Here is an 18676-nt window from a genome sequence, read left to right on the forward strand (position 1 = left end):
AGGTTTATACACAATGACTATGTCTGATCCAATTGCAGATATGCTTACTCGTATTCGTAACGCGAACACAGTTCGTCACGAAACAGTAGAAATGCCTGCATCTACAATGAAAAAACAAATCGCCGACATCCTGAAACGTGAAGGATTCATTCGTGATGCGGAATTTGTTGAAGATAGCAAACAAGGGATCATCCGTATTTTCTTGAAATACGGTGCGAACAACGAGCGTGTTATTACAGGTTTGAAAAGAATCAGTAAACCAGGTCTTCGCGTTTACACGAAGAGCAATGAGATTCCACGCGTACTGGGTGGACTCGGGATTGCAATTATTTCAACATCCAAAGGTATCATGACTGACAAAGAAGCGCGTCAGTCCAAAGCCGGCGGAGAAGTTGTTTGCTACGTTTGGTAAGATAACGTTTAAAAGATAGGAGGTGCAACAGATATGTCCCGTATTGGTCGTAAACCAATCACAGTACCAAGTGGTGTTGACGTGACTTTGAACAACACAGCAATCACAGTTAAAGGTCCTAAAGGAACATTGACTCGTGAGCTTCATAAAGACATGTCCGTTACTGTGGAAAACAATGAAATTAATGTAGTTCGTCCTTCGGACAACAAACTTCACCGCTCTTTGCATGGAACAACCCGCAGCGTTGTCAACAACATGGTAAGTGGTGTAACTGAAGGGTTTTCAAAATCTCTGGAGCTGGTTGGGGTCGGATATCGTGCAAGCAAATCCGGAGATAAAATCGTTCTGAACGTTGGGTACTCTCACCCGGTTGAAATCACACCGGAAGCGGGCATCGAATTCGAAGTTCCTTCGAACACTAAAATCATCGTTCGCGGAATTGATAAAGAGCGTGTAGGTGCCTACGCTGCTAAAATTCGTTCCGTTCGTGAACCTGAACCGTACAAAGGTAAAGGGATTAAATACGAAGGCGAGCGCATCATTCGTAAAGAAGGTAAAGCCGGTAAGAAGAAATAAGTTTCTTACCGACTTTGTGCGGTCTTTCTGCTGGAAAGACTTCGTACTTCTTTTTTACCCAGTGCGTCTTAGTATAAAGTTTTAAAAGGCAAACTGAAGGGAGTGAAAACTTGAGATGATTACAAAACAAGATAAAAATAAAGCACGTGTCAGAAGACATCTGCGTGTACGTAAGAAAATCGAAGGTACGGCTGTACGTCCTCGTTTGAACGTATTCCGCTCTTCCAAGCATATCTACGCACAACTGATTGATGATGTAGCTGGTGTAACATTGGTATCTGCATCCACTATGGATAAAGAACTGAGCAGCGAAATCAAAAACGGCGGTAGTGTAGAAGCAGCTCGTAAAGTTGGCGAACTCGTTGCTAAACGTGCGAAAGAAAAAGGTCATGCTAACATCGTATTTGACCGTGGTGGATACTTGTATCATGGACGGATTCAAGCTTTGGCTGATGCAGCTCGCGAAGCAGGCCTTGAATTCTAAGACATTTCTCAAAAGGAGGTTAACGACTTGCGTGTAGATCCGAATACTTTGGAACTGACTGAAAGAGTAGTAAATATTAATCGTGTAGCTAAAGTTGTCAAAGGCGGACGCCGTTTCAGCTTCAGTGCTCTGGTAGTAGTGGGCGACGGCAACGGCTGGGTAGGCGCTGGAATCGGTAAAGCTGGCGAAGTACCTGATGCAATTCGCAAAGGTATTGAAGATGCTAAGAAAAACCTGGTTCACGTTCCACTCGTAGGAACAACAATTCCTCACCTTGTTACAGGTAAGTTCGGTGCTGGCCGGGTTCTGTTGAAACCGGCATCGGAAGGTACTGGAGTTATCGCTGGTGGTCCGGTTCGTGCAGTACTGGAACTTGCTGGTGTAGGTGATATCTTGACAAAATCTTTGGGTTCTTCGAATTCCATGAATATGGTCAATGCGACTTTGGAAGGTTTGTCCCGCTTGAAACGCGCTGAAGAAGTTGCAAAATTGCGCGGCAAATCCATCGAAGAGCTGCTGGGCTAAGGAGGGAATATCATGGCGAAATTAGAAATTACCCTCGTTCGTTCGTTGATCGGCCGTCCTGGTAATCAGAGAACGACTGTTAAAACGCTCGGCTTGCGTAAGATCAATCATAAAGTAGTTCAACCCGACAATGCAGCTATTCGCGGGATGATTAATCAAGTTAGCCATTTGGTTTCTGTTAAAGAAATTGAGGCTTAAGAAATAAAGTATTTTAACAATAATCAAGGAGGTGCAACGAACGATGAAGTTACATGAGCTTTCCCCAGCTCCAGGCTCCCGCAAAGAACGTAAACGTTTGGGTCGTGGTCCTAGTAGCGGTACGGGTAAAACTTCTGGTCGTGGTCATAAAGGTCAAAACGCTCGTTCCGGCGGTGGTGTACGTCCGGGCTTCGAGGGTGGTCAAAACCCACTGTATCGTCGCTTGCCTAAACGCGGTTTCGTAAATCCTACTCGTAAAGAGTATGCGGTTTTGAATATCGAAGATTTGAACAGTTTTGCAGCGGGTACAGAAGTAAGCCCTGAGTTTTTGCTGAACAATGGCATTGTGAAAAACGCCAAATCCGGAATTAAAATTCTGGGTAACGGTGAAATCACTGTGAAATTGACAGTTAAAGCGAACAAGTTCTCTCAATCTGCGGTAGAGAAAATTGAAGCTGCCGGCGGTAAAACCGAGGTGATCTAATGTTCAAGACCCTGAAAAATATATGGCGGGTTGAGGATCTTAGAACCCGAATCCTGTTTACCCTGTTTATACTCTTTGTATATCGTATTGGCTCCTTCGTGCCGGTTCCCGGCGTGAACAAGCAAGTCTTTACTTCTCAGGATCAGGCAGGAAGCGAGTTGTTTGGACTCCTTAACACCTTCTCAGGGGGCGCATTGTATCAGTTTTCGATCTTCGCCCTCGGGATTATGCCATATATTACAGCGTCCATCATTGTACAGTTGCTGTCAATGGACGTGATTCCGAAACTTGCGGAATGGGCTAAACAAGGAGAGCATGGTAAAAAGAAGTTGGCTCAAATTACGCGTTATGGTACGGTAATACTTGGCCTGATTCAAGCATTCGGAACGTCGATTGGCTTTAATCGACTGTACGGTGCAGCGATGATTCCAGGAGCCACTTTTGCAGATTATCTGGTTATTGCCATTGTGCTTACAGCAGGAACTACGTTCCTTATGTGGCTCGGTGAGCAAATTACTGAAAAGGGAATCGGCAACGGTATCTCTATTGTTATCTTCGCAGGGATTGCGGCGGGTATTCCAAGACATATTCGTACGGTTGTAGAATCTCAGTTTATTCAGGCAGATCAGCTGTTTATGAATATTCTGAAGGCAATTATAATTGCCCTGGTGATTGTTCTGATTATTGTTGGTGTTATCTACATCCAGCAAGGTATTCGGAAAATCCCGGTACAATACGCGAAACGTGTAGTTGGCAACAAAATGTACGGTGGCCAGAATACGCATATTCCGATGAAAATTAATGCGGCAGGCGTTATTCCGGTAATCTTTGCGGTATCATTGCTGCAATTCCCGACAATTATTGCGAGTTTCTGGGCAGATCATGCTTGGGCTAAGTGGATTACCACTTACTTGTACTATGACAAGCCGCTGGGCATGGTTTTGTATGTCGTAATGATTATCGGTTTCACATTCTTCTATACCTTTGTACAGATGAATCCGCAGCAAATGGCCGACAATATGAAGAAAAACGGCGGTTATATTCCGGGAATTCGCCCGGGTAAGGCCACGGAGAAATACTTGACACGAGTAATGTCACGTTTGACAATGACAGGAGCTTTGTTTCTGGCAGTCATATCCGTTTTGCCGGTATTCTTCGGTTCGCTTTCGGGCTTGCCTCGTTCCGTGCAAATTGGCGGTACTTCATTGCTCATCATCATTGGTGTAGCATTGGATACAATGAAGCAAATCGAAAGCCAACTGATCAAACGCCATTACAAAGGCTTCATCAACAAATAGGCAATAGGTACCGGCTTAGGATGTTCGCATGCTTACCGGCACCTTTTGTGCTGTTTCTTGTGTAGGGGTCGTCTTGAGGAGTGACAGATTGTGAATATTTTGATCATGGGCCCTCCGGGGGCTGGTAAAGGTACACAAGCAGATGTCATTGTGAAGGAATTCGGCATTCCTCATATCTCGACAGGTGATGCTTTTCGCCTAGCGATGAAACAGGGAACACCTATTGGCATTAAAGCTAAAGAATATATCGACAAGGGTGAACTTGTTCCGGATGACGTAACAATCGGTATCGTTGAAGAACGGCTACAACAGCCAGATTGCAAGAAAGGGTTCTTGCTGGACGGTTTTCCAAGAACTTTGGCTCAAGCTGAAGCCTTGGATCAAATTTTGGGTCGTTTGAATACGAAGCTAGATGACGTCATCAACTTGAAAGTGGATAGTGACAACTTGTTGGCACGAATCACAGGACGGCGGGTTTGTAAAAGCTGCGGAACTAGCTATCATATTGTCTTTAATCCTCCTAAGGTTGAAGGCATTTGCGATAAAGACGGTGGGGAACTCTATCAGCGTCCTGACGATAATGAAGATAGCGTAAGAACACGACTTGAAGAATATAGTAATAAAACAGCACCACTCCTCACGTTTTATGAGAACCAGAATCTTCTGCGTCATATTGACGGAGAACAGGATATTGATGTGGTTTCCCAAAATATCGTGTCCTTGTTGCGGGGTTAGCTGTAATGATCATTTGCAAGTCGGGGACGGAATCAAGCTTAATGAGGAAAGCTAAGAGAATAGATACGGAGACGGATCATCTCTTGGCAGGACACATCGAGCCCGGTATTACGACCGGTGAACTTGATCATTTAGCTGATCGGTATATTCGCAGTCAGGGAGCTGTGCCGTCTTTTAAAGGTTATAACGGTTTTCCTGCTAGCATTTGCGCTTCAGTCAACGAACAACTGGTGCACGGATTTCCCGGCAAACGCAAGTTAAACAAAGGCGATATCATCGCGAAAACTCGCCAGTTTACAATGTCGCATGCCATTCGGCAATATATTGAGAATCCAAACCGTGGTATTCCTGAGCAGGGGCCGAGGCTGAAAACCGGCATTGGGCTGGCTATTGAATCTATGATTCAGATAGGTTCTCACCATGTAGGGACGCTGGAAGACAACTGGACGGTCGTTACGATGAACGTAACCTCATGTGCTCATAACGAGCAAGCGGTGACGTGCGAAACGGGCGGCATGGACATTTTCACGAAACTGAGTGCGTAGGTGATTGGAATGATTCAGCAAGGAAACCTGCAAATCGGTCAGCTGGTGAAGATTCTGAAGGGCAGAGGTGCCGGACAGATTGCGGTTGTCGTTTCAGTAGCAGATAGCAGGTTTGTATATATTGCGGATGGGGATAAACGAAAGTTTGATCAAGCGAAGAAGAAAAATGTTCTTCATTTGGTGCCTCAGCCAAAGATTAGTAGCGAGATTGTAAACAGTTTAAACGAAAGCGGTCGGGTGACGAACGGAAAGCTGCGCCATGCAGTGAAAACTTTCCTGGACTCGTCCGAATACCAAGCTGAAGAGAAAGGAGACTGACTTTGGCCAAAGAAGATGTCATTGAGGTTGAAGGTACGGTAATCGAGCCACTACCGAACGCTACGTTCAAGGTAGAGCTGGAGAACGGTCATCAAATTCTTGCTCATGTTTCCGGAAAGCTGCGGATGCACTTTATCCGTATTTTGACAGGCGACAAGGTGGTTGTACAGTTATCGCCTTACGATTTAACCAAAGGCCGTATAACGTACCGCAAGTAATTCATGCAGGTTTTTATTAAACGTATGTCATTTAAAAAAACTTGTTTTGCTCTGCAAAACGATGTGAATGTTCACGAAGCGAGTTTTACCAGGGTAAAGCTTGGAGGAGGTAATCAACATGAAGGTAAGACCTTCTGTAAAACCTATTTGCGAAAAATGCAAAGTCATTCGCCGCAAAGGGAATGTAATGGTTATTTGCGAAAATCCGAAACACAAACAAAAACAAGGTTAATAGAAGGGGGTGTAGCGTAAAATGGCTCGTATAGCTGGTGTGGATTTGCCACGTGACAAACGCGTTGAGATCGCCTTGACTTACATTTTCGGAATCGGTAAAACGACTTCTCAGAAAATCTTGAAGGAAACAGGCATCAGTGCAAACACGCGTGTTCGTGATTTGACTGAAGATGAAGTGAGCAAATTACGTGAAACGATCGACAAAGAAGTTAAAGTAGAAGGCGATCTGCGTCGTGAAATTTCCTTGAATATTAAACGTCTGACTGAGATTGGCTGCTACCGTGGTGTTCGTCACCGTCGTGGATTGCCTGTTCGCGGACAACGTACTAAAACTAATGCTCGTACCCGTAAAGGTCCTCGTCGGACTGTAGCGAACAAAAAGAAATAAGAAGGGAGGATAACATTCAATGGCTAAACCGAAAAAAGTTGTACGTACAAAACGCCGTGACCGTAAAAATATCGAGACTGGCGTGGCACACATCCGTTCCACGTTCAACAACACGATCGTTACGATCACAGATCCACACGGTAACGCAATCTCTTGGGCCAGCTCAGGCGGCATGGGATTCCGTGGTTCCCGTAAATCTACTCCATTCGCAGCGCAAATGGCCGCAGAAACTGCTGCTAAAGCTGCTATGGAACACGGCATGAAAACTGTCGAAGTCATGGTTAAAGGACCTGGTGCAGGTCGCGAAGCAGCAATTCGCTCTTTGCAAGCTGCTGGTTTGGAAGTTAACCTGATTAAAGACGTAACTCCGGTACCTCATAACGGATGCCGTCCTCCAAAACGTCGTCGCGTCTAATGAGATTTCTCCTCTGCGTGTAGTATAGATCCGGCACAAACTGCCAAGAATGGATGTTTAGGTATACTGCATGATAGACTATGGATAAGGTGAATGTTTCATATAGGAGCGACGTTTTGAAGGAGGGATATTGCAGTGATAGAAATCGAAAAGCCGAAAATTGAGACGGTTGACGTCAATGATGATGGCACCTATGGAAAATTCGTAGTAGAACCGCTGGAACGCGGATACGGTACGACGCTGGGTAACTCGCTTCGCCGTATTCTGTTATCCTCGCTACCGGGGGCAGCAGTCACATCGGTTCAGATCGATGGGGTTCTGCACGAGTTTGCAACGGTTCCCGGTGTGAAGGAAGACGTAACGGAGATCATTCTGAACTTGAAAGCTTTATCGCTTAAAATCCACTCGGATGAAGAGAAAGTACTCGAAATCGATGCGGAAGGCGAAGGAGTTGTAACGGCAGGAGATATCCGTGCGGATAGTGATGTGGAAATTCTTAATCCGGATCTTCACATTGCTACGCTCGGACCGGGTTCGAGACTTCACATGCGTATTTTTGCCAATCGCGGTCGCGGTTACGTTAAGCAGGATCGGAACAAACGTGATGACCAGCCGATCGGCGTCATTCCCGTCGACTCCATCTACACTCCGATTGCACGCGTGAACTACGGCGTAGAAAATACGCGTGTCGGCCAAGTTACGAATTACGACAAGCTGACACTTGAGGTTTGGACTGACGGAAGTATTCGTCCCGAGGAAGCAGTGAGCCTTGGAGCCAAAATTTTGACCGAGCATGTGATGTTGTTCGTGGGTCTCACGGACGAGGCAAAAGATGCTGAAATTATGGTTGAAAAAGAAGAAGACAAGAAAGAAAAAGTTCTTGAAATGACGATCGAAGAGCTGGATCTCTCCGTCCGTTCCTATAACTGCCTTAAGCGCGCTGGTATCAATACGGTACAAGAACTCACGACTAAATCTGAAGAAGATATGATGAAGGTCCGTAACTTGGGTCGCAAATCTTTGGAAGAAGTACAAGAGAAGCTTGAGGAACTTGGTTTAGGACTTCGTACGGAAGAATAGTACAGCAACGTTTTTGTGAAGGAGGGGAAATTACATGGCATACCAAAAATTGGGCCGTAACTCCAGTGCCCGTAAAGCTTTGTTTCGTGATTTGGTAACCGATCTGTTCTTGTATGAGCGTATCCAAACTACTGAGGCTAAAGCGAAAGAAGTTCGTTCTATTGCTGAAAAACTGATCACCAAAGCGAAAAAAGGAGATCTGCACGCACGTCGTCAAGTGGCTGCGTTCGTTCGCCGTGAAACTTTGGATGGTGAGCAGGATGCAATCCAAAAGCTGTTTAGCGAATTGGCTACACGTTACACTGAGCGTCCAGGTGGATACACTCGTATCTTGAAATTGGGACCTCGTCGTGGCGACGCCGCTCCAATGGTATATCTGGAATTGGTTGACCGCGCGTAGACAGGCGAAGATGAGGGAAGGGTGGACAGAATCGTCTTGATTCTGAACAACCCTTTTTTTCTCTTGGAGGAGTCCTTGAGGGGCTTCTCCTTTGTTATGTTCGGTTATTCCTTGTAAGGCCAGAGACTACCCCTATAAAGGTGTGAGAAACATGCGGAACTTGTGCATGAAGGTGAACTATGACGGAACCCACTATGATGGCTTTCAGACGCAGCCTGACGGTAACACCATTCAGGACTGCCTTGAACATGCTATTTACTCATTGACGGGCGAGCGTCTTAAAATTACAGGCTCAGGCCGTACAGATGCAGGTGTACATGCATACGGGCAGGTATTCAATTTTCACACTGAATCGCCGATTCCGTTACAGCGCTGGTGTCTGGCACTTAATGCCTGGTTGCCTCGTGATATCATCGTTACGGATGCGAGAGAGGTGCCACTGTCCTTTCATGCACGCCGCATGGCGAAGCGGAAGACATATCGGTACAGTATTAATGCGAACCGGTTTCCGGACATCTTTCACCGTCGTACACAGACCCATCATCCAACGAGACTGGATGTAAGAGCGATGGAGGAAGGGTTGGCTCATTTAGTGGGCACCTTTGACTATACTTCGTTCGCATCTCGACGTTCCCAAAAGACGAATCATGTTCGCACTATTTACGAAGCCTATATGACAGTAGACCATTCCTTTTCACGTCCGGGCTCGGATGATCAGGGAATTATCCATACTTATATTACAGGTAGCGGATTTTTACAGCACATGGTTCGGATTATTATGGGTACTTTGCTGGAAGTGGGAGAAGGCAAAAAATCGTCGGATGATATTCCTTCCATTTTGGAGGCGAAAAATCGTTCAAAGGCTGGACCTACGGCCGTTGGACACGCTTTAACGCTCTGGAATGTAGAGTACGACGAAAACATCAAAAAACATTGATTTTACCCTTGCGGAATTGATGGTTATCCTGTAATATAAAAGTTGTGTTTTCTTAATGGCTTTCCCACAGCCCCAATTAAGATAATCACTTTAAATTAACATCTAATCCATCAATAATGCAGCAACTTAACGAACGAAGATAAATGATGATTTCTGTTAACGAACTTAAGGAGGATACTTTTCATGCGTACTACGTATATGGCGAAGCCAAATGAAGTTGAGCGCAACTGGCACATCATTGATGCCGAAGGCAAAACGCTCGGCCGTCTGGCAAGCGAAGCGGCTGCGTTGATTCGCGGCAAACACAAGCCACAATTTACACCACATGTGGACACAGGTGATTTTGTTGTTGTAATCAATGCGGAAAAAATCGTATTGACCGGTAAAAAAATGGAGAACAAGAAATACTACCGTCACTCCCTGCATCCGGGTGGTCTGAAAGTAACGGTTGCACAAGAAATGGTTAAGAACAAGCCTGAGCGTATGTTGGAATTGGCTGTTCACGGTATGCTTCCTAAAACTCGTCAAGGCGAGAAAATGAAGCTGAGACTTAAAGCTTACAGAGGCACTGAGCATCCACATGCAGCACAAAAACCTGAAGTTTACGAACTTCGTGGATAATTAAAAGGGAGGACAGTTTCATGGCACAAGTACAATACTATGGGACAGGTCGTCGTAAACATTCGGTAGCTCGTGTTCGTCTCGTACCGGGTGAAGGACGCATTGTCATCAATAAGCGTGATATTAATGAATATTTCGGTTTGGAAACACTCAAACTGATCGTTAAACAACCACTGAACCTGACAGAAACAGTTGGCAGCTATGACGTACTCGTTATCGCTCATGGTGGTGGTATCTCTGGTCAAGCCGGCGCAATTCGCCACGGTATTTCCCGTGCTCTGTTGAAAGCAGATCCGGAATTCCGTCCAGCTTTGAAAAAAGCAGGCTTCTTGACTCGTGACCCACGTATGAAAGAACGTAAAAAATACGGCCTCAAAGCCGCTCGTCGTGCACCACAGTTCTCGAAACGTTAATATTTCGAATACAGAAGAACCTTTTCCTTATGGAAAGGGTTCTTTTTTATTTAGTCATTTCCTGATCAATATCCACATGTGGATAAGTAGACCTACTCTAAAAGCTACGAGCTTCAGCATGTTTCTGCGAATACATAAATAACCGCATGCAAATGCACGGAGCACGAAAAGTTATCCACCATGGAATTGAAGATGATATTGTTATACACAAATACAGTTTGCTATTTCAACGCAGTTTATTCTGTAATGTTTATAACCTGTGACTAAAAATATAATGTTCGGCTATTCAATATAGCCTCATCTTAATATTCTTTGCTAAGTGCTGTTTCACGAGGATACTTTGCTTTCGCTTGTTTATGTAAAGTCCTCCTTGATATGTTCTGGCTGGCACTGTCTATGCCTCTTGTACTGCTGTTTTGGGCGTAGCTAGGGATACGGCAAGAAATACCTCTTTTTATTTGTATGCCGGAGCAGAAGGACGGTCCTTGGCCTAGCGTTGCCCGCTTCCTAGACTACTGCTATTGCAACGGCGATGTACATGTTACTGGTAATAGAAATAGTCTACACAGCAATCGCTCCAAACTATAACCGGGAGCCCGTGTATTGTCCGACTGTCTACCCTCATAAAATCGCCCTTCATTGATGACAGGCTTTAAATAGGCTTCCAGTAGCGATAAGAGTCTTGCTTGTGTCCAGTGATCAATTCCTCGGGAATTGCCGCTACGAGCGCTTTGGGATTGAATAGAGGTATAATAAGAGTTCAGCGCGCAGTCATTCCTTTTTTAATTTTCAGAATGAAGGCATCGCTGTCGCCAGAGCTCCAGAATAGTAGAGTGAAACCTAAAGTCATTTTCAATTCCCTCGGTTAGCATCCTTCGATAATCTTAGATTCAGAAACGATGCTTGCTTTCTTCTATAGATGGTTCTTGCTTGATCAAAGCAACCCAAAGCTGTTCAGCATTACCGATGGCTGCCGCGCACTGGGCCTATGGGCCATTTTCAAATGTTTGGTATAAGAATATTTTATATAAGTCAATGAACTTGATTAGATACGCAAGAAAGCATTAAAGAATGCTGACAGAGCAACATTCCTGCAAATTTAGGTGGATAAATGCTTGCATCAGGACATTTTGCCGTGGATTGACAATGATTGTGAAAGTTTTATACTGTATTTAATCTTATTAGTTTAGTCGGTATTGGAGTGACACTATTTATGAATCTTCATATGGAGGCGCATTGATAATGAATTTATTGGAGAAAGAAGCGTTGATTAGAGTCAAGGCAATTGAATTGGAAGAGGCTACGCCAGAGGAAATTATCCAGTATGCTGTTCTTACATTTCCCAATCTTACCTTTGCCTGTAGCTTCGGAGCAGAAGATGTAGTACTAGTAGATATGCTTCAAAAAATTAGCCCTTCCACCGACATTTTTTACTTGGATACCGATTTTCATTTTCAAGAAACTTACGATACGCGTGATCAGATGAAAGCCAGATATAACTTGGATTTTGTTAGGGTCTCTCCATTAATTACTCCTGAAGAGCAAGCGGCTGAGCATGGAGAGGAACTGTGGAAAACAGATCCTAACACATGTTGTGGTATACGCAAAGTTGAGCCGCTGACACGCATTTTGTCGCAATACGATGCATGGATTACCGGTATTCGCCGCGATCAGGCCCCTACCCGTGCGAATTCAAAAAAGATAGAGTATGATGAAAAGTTTGGACTCGTTAAATTTAACCCCTTGGCAAGCTGGACATCCGAGGATGTATGGAACTATATCCGCACTCATGAAGTGCTGTATAATCCATTGCATGACCGCAATTATCCCAGTATCGGTTGTGAGCAATGTACCCGTGAGGTCCTACCAGGTGAAGATCCTCGTGCAGGTCGCTGGTCTGGCAATGAGAAAACGGAGTGCGGGCTCCATCAATAAAATGATATTCAGGTAGCTATGAGTCATATTTATGAAGAAGAAGGGAAGTGCATTATGACTGCAATTCTTCCGCATGGCGGAACACTTGTTGATAAAATCATTACAGGACCGAAGCAAAAAGCACTTTTGCAGGCCGCAGAGGAATTGTTTCCTATCCGTGTAAACTCATGGACCATTTCTGATCTAGTTTTGATTGGAGTGGGGGCTTTCTCTCCTTTGACGGGGTTTATGAATGAATCTGACTATCGGTCAGTGGTAACAGATATGCGTCTTGCCGATGGTACAGTCTGGAGTATTCCCATTACTCTTGCAGTTGCAGAAAGTATAGCCAGTGAATTGAAATTAGGTCAGCAGGTGGCTTTGGTGGGGGAAACAGACGGTACCATTTATGCTGTACTTGATATTGAAAGTATTTATCAGGTAGATCAGGCTGAGGAAGCCAGAAGAGTATTCAAGACGAATGACCCGGCTCATCCTGGCGTAAACAAACTGTTAGATCGACCTGCTACGTATGTTGGTGGATCTGTGCAAGTGCTGAATCGGCCGGAGCCCACACAATTTAGTGAGTTTTACTATACACCATCACAGACACGCGACTATTTTGCAGAAAAAGGCTGGAAAACAGTGGTCGGTTTTCAAACACGAAATCCGGTACACCGAGCACATGAGTACATCCAAAAAAGCGCGATGGAGATTGTGGATGCATTGTTTCTAAACCCACTCGTTGGTGAAACCAAGTCAGATGACGTTCCGGCAGATGTGCGTATGAAGAGCTATCTGGTGCTGCTGGACAATTATTATCCGGCTGATCGGACTTTTCTGGGGGTATTTCCTGCTGCCATGCGATACGCGGGCCCTAGAGAGGCCATTTTTCATGCTATTGTGCGAAAGAACTATGGCTGTACCCATTTTATTGTTGGAAGGGATCATGCTGGTGTAGGAGACTATTATGGTACCTACGAGGCACAGGAAATTTTCAGGCACTTTACACCTGAAGAGCTGGGGATTACTCCATTGTTCTTTGAACACAGCTTTTATTGCACCCGATGTGGAAACATGGCTTCAAGTAAAACATGCCCACATCCCAAGGAGCATCATTTAACGCTCTCGGGCACCAAGGTACGGGAATTGTTGCGCTCTGGGGTTTGCCCGCCACCTGAATTTACACGACCGGAAGTCGCTCAAGTGCTGATTGAAGGTATGAAAGAATTTGTTCATGCCTGAGTTGTACTATCTACACGCCTCGTCCCATATAGATTATTAGTATCTGTATAGGACGGAGGCGTTTTGTTATGCAAAAAAATAATCGTAAAAACGAGGTTACACTGTGGATTCGCTATCGGACGTTGCAAAAAATGCTGTTGGGCTGTTGTCTCGCCGTTCTATTTATTACACTGGCATTGTATGAGATACCTGCTTCGAGAGCTTGGACCCATTGGAGTTTACCCCTTACAGGTAAAGTAATTGCCATAGATGCTGGACATGGAGGGCCTGATGGAGGGGCGGTTAGCAAAGAAGGGATTATTGAAAAGGATATTAATCTGGCAATCGCTTTTTATTTGCGGGATTATTTACAGCAAGCAGGTGCTGTCGTTGTCATGACACGTGAGGATGACCGCGACCTAGCGCAGCAAGAAACGAAAGGTTATTCCAGAAGAAAAACGGAGGATTTGAAGCAGCGTGTGCGTATAATTGAGGAGCAGAAAGCAGACCTCTTTCTAAGTATTCATATGAACAGTATCCCGTCGAGCCGTTGGAGTGGAGCCCAAACCTTTTACGTACCTAACCATGCAGATAACGAGAATTTGGCGTCTTTAATTCAGGAAGAGATCAAACGCAACTTGGAAAATACGGACAGAGTGGCTAAGACCGTGAACACAGTTTATTTATTGAAAGCTCTCAAAATGCCATCAGCCCTTGTAGAAGTAGGTTTTTTGTCCCATCCTGAGGAAGCTAGACGACTAAGTGACGTGAACTATCAAAGGCAGGTGGCGGCGTCTATATATAAGGGGATTTTGCGTTACAGTGCCGGGGAAAAGGGGATCTCACCAGCACCTGAGGCCAGATAGTGGTATACTGTAAGTGTTTACCACTCCGTAAATCATTAAAGCAGAGGTGCTGATAATTCATGCAATCAAGAGAGCAAGTTATAGAGCTACTTCAACAAGTGCGGGAGCCTCATACAGGACGCCGTCTAGTCGATCTCCATTTTATTCGGGATGTGGTGGTTAAAGAGGATCGGGTATCCTTGACCGCCATTACCCTGAATAGTCAGGAAGAGACGCTGACAGAGTTGGAACGAGAAATCCGGCAGACTTTAGAAGAGGCGGGATTAAGTCACGTTCATATTCGTATTCGTGAGGCATCTGAGCATGAAAAGTCTGCCCTTCAAAATGGAGAGAAGACCGAGGAAGCGGCTGACCCGGTTTTGACCAAAGGACATGCTGTTGGCATGGAAGAACATGAGCTGCTTAGCCCAGCATCTGGCGTACGATTTATTGCCATTGCAAGCGGCAAAGGTGGTGTCGGAAAATCGACAGTAGCTGTAAATTTGGCGGCTGCTTTAGCTAGACAGGGGAAGCGTGTGGGTTTAATTGATGCGGATATCTATGGATTCAGTGTGCCAGATATGATTGGAGTAGAGGATGTACCTTCTGTCGAAGATGGTATCATTCAGCCAGTGGAGCGATTTGGTATCAAAATCATGTCTATGGGCTTCTTTGTCAGAGAGAACAACCCGGTGATCTGGAGAGGTCCCATGCTGGGGAGAATGCTTAGACAGTTTTTTAGTGATGTCGAATGGGGAAAGCTGGACTATATGATTCTCGATTTACCACCAGGCACTGGCGATGTAGCGCTTGACGTACATCAAATGATTCCGCAGAGTGAAGAAATCATTGTCACTACTCCACATGCGACGGCGGCTTTTGTAGCTGCACGTGCAGGCGCAATGGCGCTTCAAACGGATCATAAGGTCATCGGCGTTGTGGAGAACATGTCTTATTATGTGTCCTCCACTGGAGAAAAGGACTATGTTTTTGGGCGAGGAGGGGGGGCTATGTTGGCAGACACTCTTCATACAAAACTTCTTGCTCAAATTCCGCTGGGTATTCCAGATAACCATCCGTCAGAAGCCGACTTTTCTCCATCTGTATATAAATCTGAGTCTGCCACGGGGACCATTTACAATGATATTGCAGCTCAGATTACGTTCTTGCACACGGAATCTGAATAAAGAAAAAAGGCTGGTTTATTAAACCAGCCTTTTTATTATTGGCTTCCTCCTTGTTCTCCTTCGCCCCCACCTTCGCTGCCCCCACCACCTTGCTTATCGCCGCCTGCACCGCCTTGCTCACCACTTTTTTTCTCAACCTTAGGTTGAAGCTCCTCTTGTACGACGGTTTTGAGTAAATTCATAACCTCAAGTCGGAAAATCGGATTTTGCATGGCATCATGCATGACTGTCATAGATTGTTTGCGATATTCAGGGGTTTTAGTTAAGTCCATATACATTTTGGTTAATTCTGGTGACTTGAGCATTGCTTCAATTGATTTTTGATAAGAAGGGTCTTTTATAAGTTGCATATGAAGCTGTTTGCTTTGGCTGTTGATGGCTTTGGCAAATTCTCCGGCAAAACGCGGATCGGTCATAATCTTTTCGATTTCTTTTTTATATTCAGGTGATACCAAAGTATCTTTGACTGCGATCTTCATCTGTTCAGCCGATTGCATGGGCATAAGCATTTTCATTCCCATGCTGCCACCAGATCCACCACCAGCCCCACCCTCTTCACTGCTTTGACCGGATTGTCCTTCTTTTGAAGTGCTTTCCCCGGTTAAAGCCTCCTCTACGGCTTTTTTTCCGTCATCGCTTTTCAAGATATCGACAACCATCGTTTTCATCTCTTTATAACTGTTCTGGGGGGGCGCAGAACCCTGATCTGAGCCGCATCCACTCAGTGCAACGCCCAGTACGCATACCGTGCTAACAAATCGCAAACGAGTCCAATTCATGGCCGTATTCCTCCTTCATCATGAATGTGGATAGTATGCGGATGAATGGGGAGAAATATGTCGATTTGCTTTTGGTTTTTAGCTGAGAACGATGTAAAATAACTCCTTAAAGACCCAGTGCCTGATCGCGTACCTCTTTGCCTTTTACTGTACCCTGTTGAAGCAGTTCAGATACAGTCACGAATTCATAGCCTTGTGCGCGCAACTTGTCGATAATGACGGGCAGGGCTTCATGCGTTTGTTTACAGGAATCACTGGCATGCAGAAGGACGATATCGCCAGGATGCGCTTTATTTACAACACGGTCGATTATGACCTGAGTACCAGGGTTTTTCCAGTCCAGGGAATCTGTATCCCACTGAATGGTTTTGTAACCTAAAGTGCCAGCAACCTGTAGGACCCTTTTATCAAAGTCGCCATTAGGCATACGGATCAACTTCGGGGACTGTCCCGTCAGTTCGGTTAATGTGGTATGAGCAATTGAAATCTGTTTACGAATATCTTCATCGCTTAAGCTACTGTAATTTTCGTGTTTATGGCCATGACTGCCGATCTCAAATCCGCTTTCTTTAATTTGATTCACAAGCTCTGGATGTGTTTTACTCCAAGGGGCAGAAAGAAAAAAGGTGGACTTGGTCACTTTTTTATCCTCAAGGACTTTTAAGATGGGGGCAGTACGCTTATCACCCCAACTAATATCAAAGGTGAGAGCGATCAGCTTTTTGTCCGTGGGTACACTATAAATAGCGGTTGGTGCTTCCTCGGAAAAAACCGTAACATTATCGGTTTCTACATAAATGACTCCAACAGTAAAGACGGCGGCAGCCATTACGATTAAGAATCGTTTGATTTTTTTACCGTTCAATACATAGAAAAAAGAATTCATGGTTAATAACGCCCCTTTCATCCTAGAAGTGCTTGTTTACTTAAGGCTATGCCGAGGGTTGTCAATTATTCCATTGAACCAATAGGAGGAATTATCAAATGGGACTAAAAGCATTTTTTCACGATTTACACACGACAAGACGGTTAATTTTAATCTCTGCATCTCTTTTCTGCACAAGTATTATGGTGGGATGGTTAAGTACAGGCACTATTCAATCCATGCTGGCGCAACAAATGGAGGGGCTGGGAGAAGTAGCGCAGCGCTTGCAGAATTCTGAGCATCCACAATGGAGTTTTTTTGTATTCATCTTTTTCAATAATGCAATTAAATGTGTGCTGGTTATATTTATGGGGGCTGTATTTGGAATCGTACCGTTTATATTTTTAATTGTGAACGGTATGGTTTTAGGGTTTGTAGTACACTTGCAGACAGATATGGGAAGAAGTATGTATGAAGTTGTTGTCAAAGGGTTACTGCCTCACGGTGTGATTGAATTGCCTGTTTTGATTATCGCCTGTGCCTTCGGATTGAAGTTTGGAATCAACATAATGTCTACTATAGGTAAAAGCATAGGGCTAAAGCGCAAAGGAACTGGCCCATCGTGGAATGTATTTATGAAACAAACGTTGAGGGTGTCCCTATGGTCCGTCATCTTACTGCTTATAGCAGCTGCAATTGAGAGTGGCATAACTTATCGTTTGTTGTCACAATAAAATATTATGGCCAATTATTTATATATTTCCTGAAAATTGAACATAACAAAGGGGAGAGCCTAAAGAGAAGCTGAAGATTAATCGGGGTAAGTTTGAAACCTTAGCAGTTGAGTTTAAAAACAGGTAAAGATTGGAACAATAGTTGAGCAAATATAAGTACTATATAATCTGCTGATAAGGGAGTATGGTCATATGTTGGGAATGCTGTTTAACGAAAAAGAATGCAAGGAACTTGACTACGTTCTTCGTAAGGAGCTAGATGAAATGCTGCTTGATATGAGCGATACTCGATTGGATCAAGATATTCGCTACGCAATTGCACTTCGATATAAAACAGTCTTTCGCATGTATGCCCGTTTTGCACCCGCCAAGGAACTATCAAAATATGCTCGCAGAGGGCGAGTCCCACAAACCAAACAATGAAAAGATAAGGTAGAAACTATATCAGAGATATCAGGAAGTAAACTATTTTAAAAACCTTATACTTTCTGATATCAAAAAAAGTATTGACTCTATTCAATATTCATGGTAAATTAATTTTCGTTCCTTTTTGAAGGATTTGCTCGAAAAAAAGAAATTAAAAAAACTCTTGCAAATTCTAAAAAGAGATGATATATTATAAAGGTCGCCACTGAGACGCGGTGACGAAACAAAGTAAGACATTATGCAAGTTTGATCTTTGAAAACTGAACAACGAGTGAGTAGGGGTTTTGTTTACAAAATCCAACGCTGAAATTTTAGTACATGCCATTAGGTTGTATGAAATGGAAGCGAAAATGAGATATTTTATCTCGTCAGTTTCAAAATGAGCTTATCGCTCTTTCTATAAACCAACTTCGGTTGGTCT

Annotated in this window: 27 protein-coding genes; 25 read left to right on the top strand and 2 right to left on the bottom strand. The window is 44.3% G+C overall.

Features of this window, described 5'->3' with window-relative positions:
- Window positions 1–13: 13 nt before the first annotated feature.
- The 23 genes from rpsH (at window position 14) to C1T21_RS26000 (ending at window position 15451) form a co-directional block, all read left to right on the top strand.
- Window positions 14–412 carry a 30S ribosomal protein S8 gene (gene rpsH / locus C1T21_RS25890; RefSeq protein WP_007432570.1) on the top strand — a complete coding sequence of 133 codons (399 nt, stop codon included), beginning with the start codon at window positions 14–16 and terminating at the stop codon, window positions 410–412.
- A 33-nt stretch (window positions 413–445) separates the two neighbouring features.
- The gene (gene rplF, locus C1T21_RS25895; protein ID WP_013312152.1) at window positions 446–988 is read left to right on the top strand and encodes a 50S ribosomal protein L6; all 543 of its coding nucleotides are present in this window, start codon (window positions 446–448) and stop codon (window positions 986–988) included.
- A 115-nt stretch (window positions 989–1103) separates the two neighbouring features.
- Window positions 1104–1472: a 50S ribosomal protein L18 gene (rplR, locus tag C1T21_RS25900; RefSeq protein WP_007432568.1), complete on the top strand. Its 369-nt coding sequence runs from the start codon at window positions 1104–1106 to the stop codon at window positions 1470–1472.
- 27 nt (window positions 1473–1499) lie between these two features.
- Complete coding sequence (gene rpsE / locus C1T21_RS25905; protein ID WP_013312151.1) at window positions 1500–1997, top strand: 30S ribosomal protein S5; 498 nt, start codon at window positions 1500–1502, stop codon at window positions 1995–1997.
- Between the two features lie 12 nt (window positions 1998–2009).
- Window positions 2010–2195 (top strand): 50S ribosomal protein L30, encoded by a 186-nt coding sequence (gene rpmD / locus C1T21_RS25910; RefSeq protein WP_013312150.1) that lies wholly within the window; start codon window positions 2010–2012, stop codon window positions 2193–2195.
- 43 nt (window positions 2196–2238) lie between these two features.
- Window positions 2239–2679: a 50S ribosomal protein L15 gene (gene rplO, locus C1T21_RS25915; RefSeq protein ID WP_013312149.1), complete on the top strand. Its 441-nt coding sequence runs from the start codon at window positions 2239–2241 to the stop codon at window positions 2677–2679.
- Window positions 2679–3977 (top strand): preprotein translocase subunit SecY, encoded by a 1299-nt coding sequence (gene secY / locus C1T21_RS25920; protein ID WP_061831397.1) that lies wholly within the window; start codon window positions 2679–2681, stop codon window positions 3975–3977. Before rplO ends, secY begins: the two co-directional genes overlap by 1 nt.
- A gap of 90 nt (window positions 3978–4067) precedes the next feature.
- Window positions 4068–4712 carry an adenylate kinase gene (locus C1T21_RS25925; RefSeq protein ID WP_061831398.1) on the top strand — a complete coding sequence of 215 codons (645 nt, stop codon included), beginning with the start codon at window positions 4068–4070 and terminating at the stop codon, window positions 4710–4712.
- A 5-nt stretch (window positions 4713–4717) separates the two neighbouring features.
- A complete protein-coding gene (locus C1T21_RS25930) occupies window positions 4718–5257 on the top strand; it encodes a M24 family metallopeptidase (RefSeq protein WP_061831399.1) in 540 nt (179 codons plus the stop codon).
- A 9-nt stretch (window positions 5258–5266) separates the two neighbouring features.
- Window positions 5267–5575, top strand: a complete 309-nt coding sequence (locus C1T21_RS25935) for a KOW domain-containing RNA-binding protein (RefSeq protein WP_013312145.1) — start codon at window positions 5267–5269, stop codon at window positions 5573–5575.
- 2 nt (window positions 5576–5577) lie between these two features.
- Window positions 5578–5793 carry a translation initiation factor IF-1 gene (infA, locus tag C1T21_RS25940; protein WP_006212898.1) on the top strand — a complete coding sequence of 72 codons (216 nt, stop codon included), beginning with the start codon at window positions 5578–5580 and terminating at the stop codon, window positions 5791–5793.
- A gap of 118 nt (window positions 5794–5911) precedes the next feature.
- Window positions 5912–6025 (top strand): 50S ribosomal protein L36, encoded by a 114-nt coding sequence (gene rpmJ / locus C1T21_RS25945; RefSeq protein WP_003333770.1) that lies wholly within the window; start codon window positions 5912–5914, stop codon window positions 6023–6025.
- 21 nt (window positions 6026–6046) lie between these two features.
- A complete protein-coding gene (rpsM, locus tag C1T21_RS25950) occupies window positions 6047–6415 on the top strand; it encodes a 30S ribosomal protein S13 (RefSeq protein WP_007432560.1) in 369 nt (122 codons plus the stop codon).
- Between the two features lie 19 nt (window positions 6416–6434).
- Window positions 6435–6830: a 30S ribosomal protein S11 gene (gene rpsK / locus C1T21_RS25955; protein WP_013312144.1), complete on the top strand. Its 396-nt coding sequence runs from the start codon at window positions 6435–6437 to the stop codon at window positions 6828–6830.
- Between the two features lie 135 nt (window positions 6831–6965).
- Window positions 6966–7910 carry a DNA-directed RNA polymerase subunit alpha gene (locus C1T21_RS25960; protein WP_007432558.1) on the top strand — a complete coding sequence of 315 codons (945 nt, stop codon included), beginning with the start codon at window positions 6966–6968 and terminating at the stop codon, window positions 7908–7910.
- A gap of 34 nt (window positions 7911–7944) precedes the next feature.
- Window positions 7945–8310, top strand: a complete 366-nt coding sequence (gene rplQ / locus C1T21_RS25965; protein ID WP_013312143.1) for a 50S ribosomal protein L17 — start codon at window positions 7945–7947, stop codon at window positions 8308–8310.
- 151 nt (window positions 8311–8461) lie between these two features.
- Window positions 8462–9247, top strand: coding sequence for a tRNA pseudouridine(38-40) synthase TruA (gene truA / locus C1T21_RS25970; RefSeq protein WP_103050275.1), 786 nt, complete (start codon window positions 8462–8464; stop codon window positions 9245–9247).
- 183 nt (window positions 9248–9430) lie between these two features.
- Complete coding sequence (gene rplM, locus C1T21_RS25975; protein ID WP_013312141.1) at window positions 9431–9868, top strand: 50S ribosomal protein L13; 438 nt, start codon at window positions 9431–9433, stop codon at window positions 9866–9868.
- Window positions 9869–9888: 20 nt separating this feature from the next.
- Window positions 9889–10281, top strand: a complete 393-nt coding sequence (gene rpsI, locus C1T21_RS25980; RefSeq protein WP_013312140.1) for a 30S ribosomal protein S9 — start codon at window positions 9889–9891, stop codon at window positions 10279–10281.
- 1242 nt (window positions 10282–11523) lie between these two features.
- A complete protein-coding gene (locus C1T21_RS25985) occupies window positions 11524–12216 on the top strand; it encodes a phosphoadenylyl-sulfate reductase (protein ID WP_103050276.1) in 693 nt (230 codons plus the stop codon).
- Window positions 12217–12270: 54 nt separating this feature from the next.
- Window positions 12271–13440: a sulfate adenylyltransferase gene (gene sat / locus C1T21_RS25990; RefSeq protein WP_103050277.1), complete on the top strand. Its 1170-nt coding sequence runs from the start codon at window positions 12271–12273 to the stop codon at window positions 13438–13440.
- 68 nt (window positions 13441–13508) lie between these two features.
- Window positions 13509–14285 carry an N-acetylmuramoyl-L-alanine amidase CwlD gene (gene cwlD / locus C1T21_RS25995; protein ID WP_103050278.1) on the top strand — a complete coding sequence of 259 codons (777 nt, stop codon included), beginning with the start codon at window positions 13509–13511 and terminating at the stop codon, window positions 14283–14285.
- A 59-nt stretch (window positions 14286–14344) separates the two neighbouring features.
- Window positions 14345–15451 (top strand): Mrp/NBP35 family ATP-binding protein, encoded by a 1107-nt coding sequence (locus C1T21_RS26000; protein WP_103050279.1) that lies wholly within the window; start codon window positions 14345–14347, stop codon window positions 15449–15451.
- Between the two features lie 35 nt (window positions 15452–15486).
- On the opposite strand, the gene gerD is transcribed toward C1T21_RS26000, so the two are convergent.
- Together gerD and pdaB are read right to left on the bottom strand one after the other, a co-directional pair.
- On the bottom strand, window positions 15487–16230 hold the full coding sequence (gerD, locus tag C1T21_RS26005; RefSeq protein WP_103050280.1) for a spore germination lipoprotein GerD: 744 nt from the start codon (window positions 16228–16230) through the stop codon (window positions 15487–15489).
- Between the two features lie 106 nt (window positions 16231–16336).
- On the bottom strand, window positions 16337–17116 hold the full coding sequence (gene pdaB / locus C1T21_RS26010) for a polysaccharide deacetylase family sporulation protein PdaB (protein ID WP_023990485.1): 780 nt from the start codon (window positions 17114–17116) through the stop codon (window positions 16337–16339).
- Window positions 17117–17214: 98 nt separating this feature from the next.
- Here pdaB and C1T21_RS26015 point away from each other — a divergent pair, with 98 nt between their 5' ends.
- Entirely contained in the window at window positions 17215–17829 is a 615-nt protein-coding gene (locus tag C1T21_RS26015; protein WP_103050281.1) for a stage II sporulation protein M, read from the top strand.
- Window positions 17830–18021: 192 nt separating this feature from the next.
- Window positions 18022–18252 (top strand): hypothetical protein, encoded by a 231-nt coding sequence (locus tag C1T21_RS26020; protein ID WP_013312131.1) that lies wholly within the window; start codon window positions 18022–18024, stop codon window positions 18250–18252.
- The last annotated feature ends 424 nt before the right edge of the window (window positions 18253–18676 follow it).

Origin of the sequence: Paenibacillus sp. F4 (genome assembly GCF_002894905.1) — a bacterium.
GTDB lineage: Bacteria > Bacillota > Bacilli > Paenibacillales > Paenibacillaceae > Paenibacillus > Paenibacillus polymyxa_B.

What these genes read in the sequence shown, in the direction of transcription:
- rpsH (WP_007432570.1), top strand. Translation starts at nt 14, where the DNA reads ATGACTATGTCTGATCCAATTGCAGATATGCTTACTCGTATTCGTAAC.
- rplF (WP_013312152.1), top strand. Translation starts at nt 446, where the DNA reads ATGTCCCGTATTGGTCGTAAACCAATCACAGTACCAAGTGGTGTTGAC.
- rplR (WP_007432568.1), top strand. Translation starts at nt 1,104, where the DNA reads ATGATTACAAAACAAGATAAAAATAAAGCACGTGTCAGAAGACATCTG.
- rpmD (WP_013312150.1), top strand. Translation starts at nt 2,010, where the DNA reads ATGGCGAAATTAGAAATTACCCTCGTTCGTTCGTTGATCGGCCGTCCT.
- rplO (WP_013312149.1), top strand. Translation starts at nt 2,239, where the DNA reads ATGAAGTTACATGAGCTTTCCCCAGCTCCAGGCTCCCGCAAAGAACGT.
- secY (WP_061831397.1), top strand. Translation starts at nt 2,679, where the DNA reads ATGTTCAAGACCCTGAAAAATATATGGCGGGTTGAGGATCTTAGAACC.
- C1T21_RS25930 (WP_061831399.1), top strand. Translation starts at nt 4,718, where the DNA reads ATGATCATTTGCAAGTCGGGGACGGAATCAAGCTTAATGAGGAAAGCT.
- C1T21_RS25935 (WP_013312145.1), top strand. Translation starts at nt 5,267, where the DNA reads ATGATTCAGCAAGGAAACCTGCAAATCGGTCAGCTGGTGAAGATTCTG.
- rpmJ (WP_003333770.1), top strand. Translation starts at nt 5,912, where the DNA reads ATGAAGGTAAGACCTTCTGTAAAACCTATTTGCGAAAAATGCAAAGTC.
- rpsM (WP_007432560.1), top strand. Translation starts at nt 6,047, where the DNA reads ATGGCTCGTATAGCTGGTGTGGATTTGCCACGTGACAAACGCGTTGAG.
- rpsK (WP_013312144.1), top strand. Translation starts at nt 6,435, where the DNA reads ATGGCTAAACCGAAAAAAGTTGTACGTACAAAACGCCGTGACCGTAAA.
- rplQ (WP_013312143.1), top strand. Translation starts at nt 7,945, where the DNA reads ATGGCATACCAAAAATTGGGCCGTAACTCCAGTGCCCGTAAAGCTTTG.
- truA (WP_103050275.1), top strand. Translation starts at nt 8,462, where the DNA reads ATGCGGAACTTGTGCATGAAGGTGAACTATGACGGAACCCACTATGAT.
- rplM (WP_013312141.1), top strand. Translation starts at nt 9,431, where the DNA reads ATGCGTACTACGTATATGGCGAAGCCAAATGAAGTTGAGCGCAACTGG.
- rpsI (WP_013312140.1), top strand. Translation starts at nt 9,889, where the DNA reads ATGGCACAAGTACAATACTATGGGACAGGTCGTCGTAAACATTCGGTA.
- C1T21_RS25985 (WP_103050276.1), top strand. Translation starts at nt 11,524, where the DNA reads ATGAATTTATTGGAGAAAGAAGCGTTGATTAGAGTCAAGGCAATTGAA.
- sat (WP_103050277.1), top strand. Translation starts at nt 12,271, where the DNA reads ATGACTGCAATTCTTCCGCATGGCGGAACACTTGTTGATAAAATCATT.
- cwlD (WP_103050278.1), top strand. Translation starts at nt 13,509, where the DNA reads ATGCAAAAAAATAATCGTAAAAACGAGGTTACACTGTGGATTCGCTAT.
- C1T21_RS26000 (WP_103050279.1), top strand. Translation starts at nt 14,345, where the DNA reads ATGCAATCAAGAGAGCAAGTTATAGAGCTACTTCAACAAGTGCGGGAG.
- gerD (WP_103050280.1), bottom strand. Translation starts at nt 16,230, where the DNA reads ATGAATTGGACTCGTTTGCGATTTGTTAGCACGGTATGCGTACTGGGC.
- pdaB (WP_023990485.1), bottom strand. Translation starts at nt 17,116, where the DNA reads ATGAATTCTTTTTTCTATGTATTGAACGGTAAAAAAATCAAACGATTC.
- C1T21_RS26015 (WP_103050281.1), top strand. Translation starts at nt 17,215, where the DNA reads ATGGGACTAAAAGCATTTTTTCACGATTTACACACGACAAGACGGTTA.
- C1T21_RS26020 (WP_013312131.1), top strand. Translation starts at nt 18,022, where the DNA reads ATGTTGGGAATGCTGTTTAACGAAAAAGAATGCAAGGAACTTGACTAC.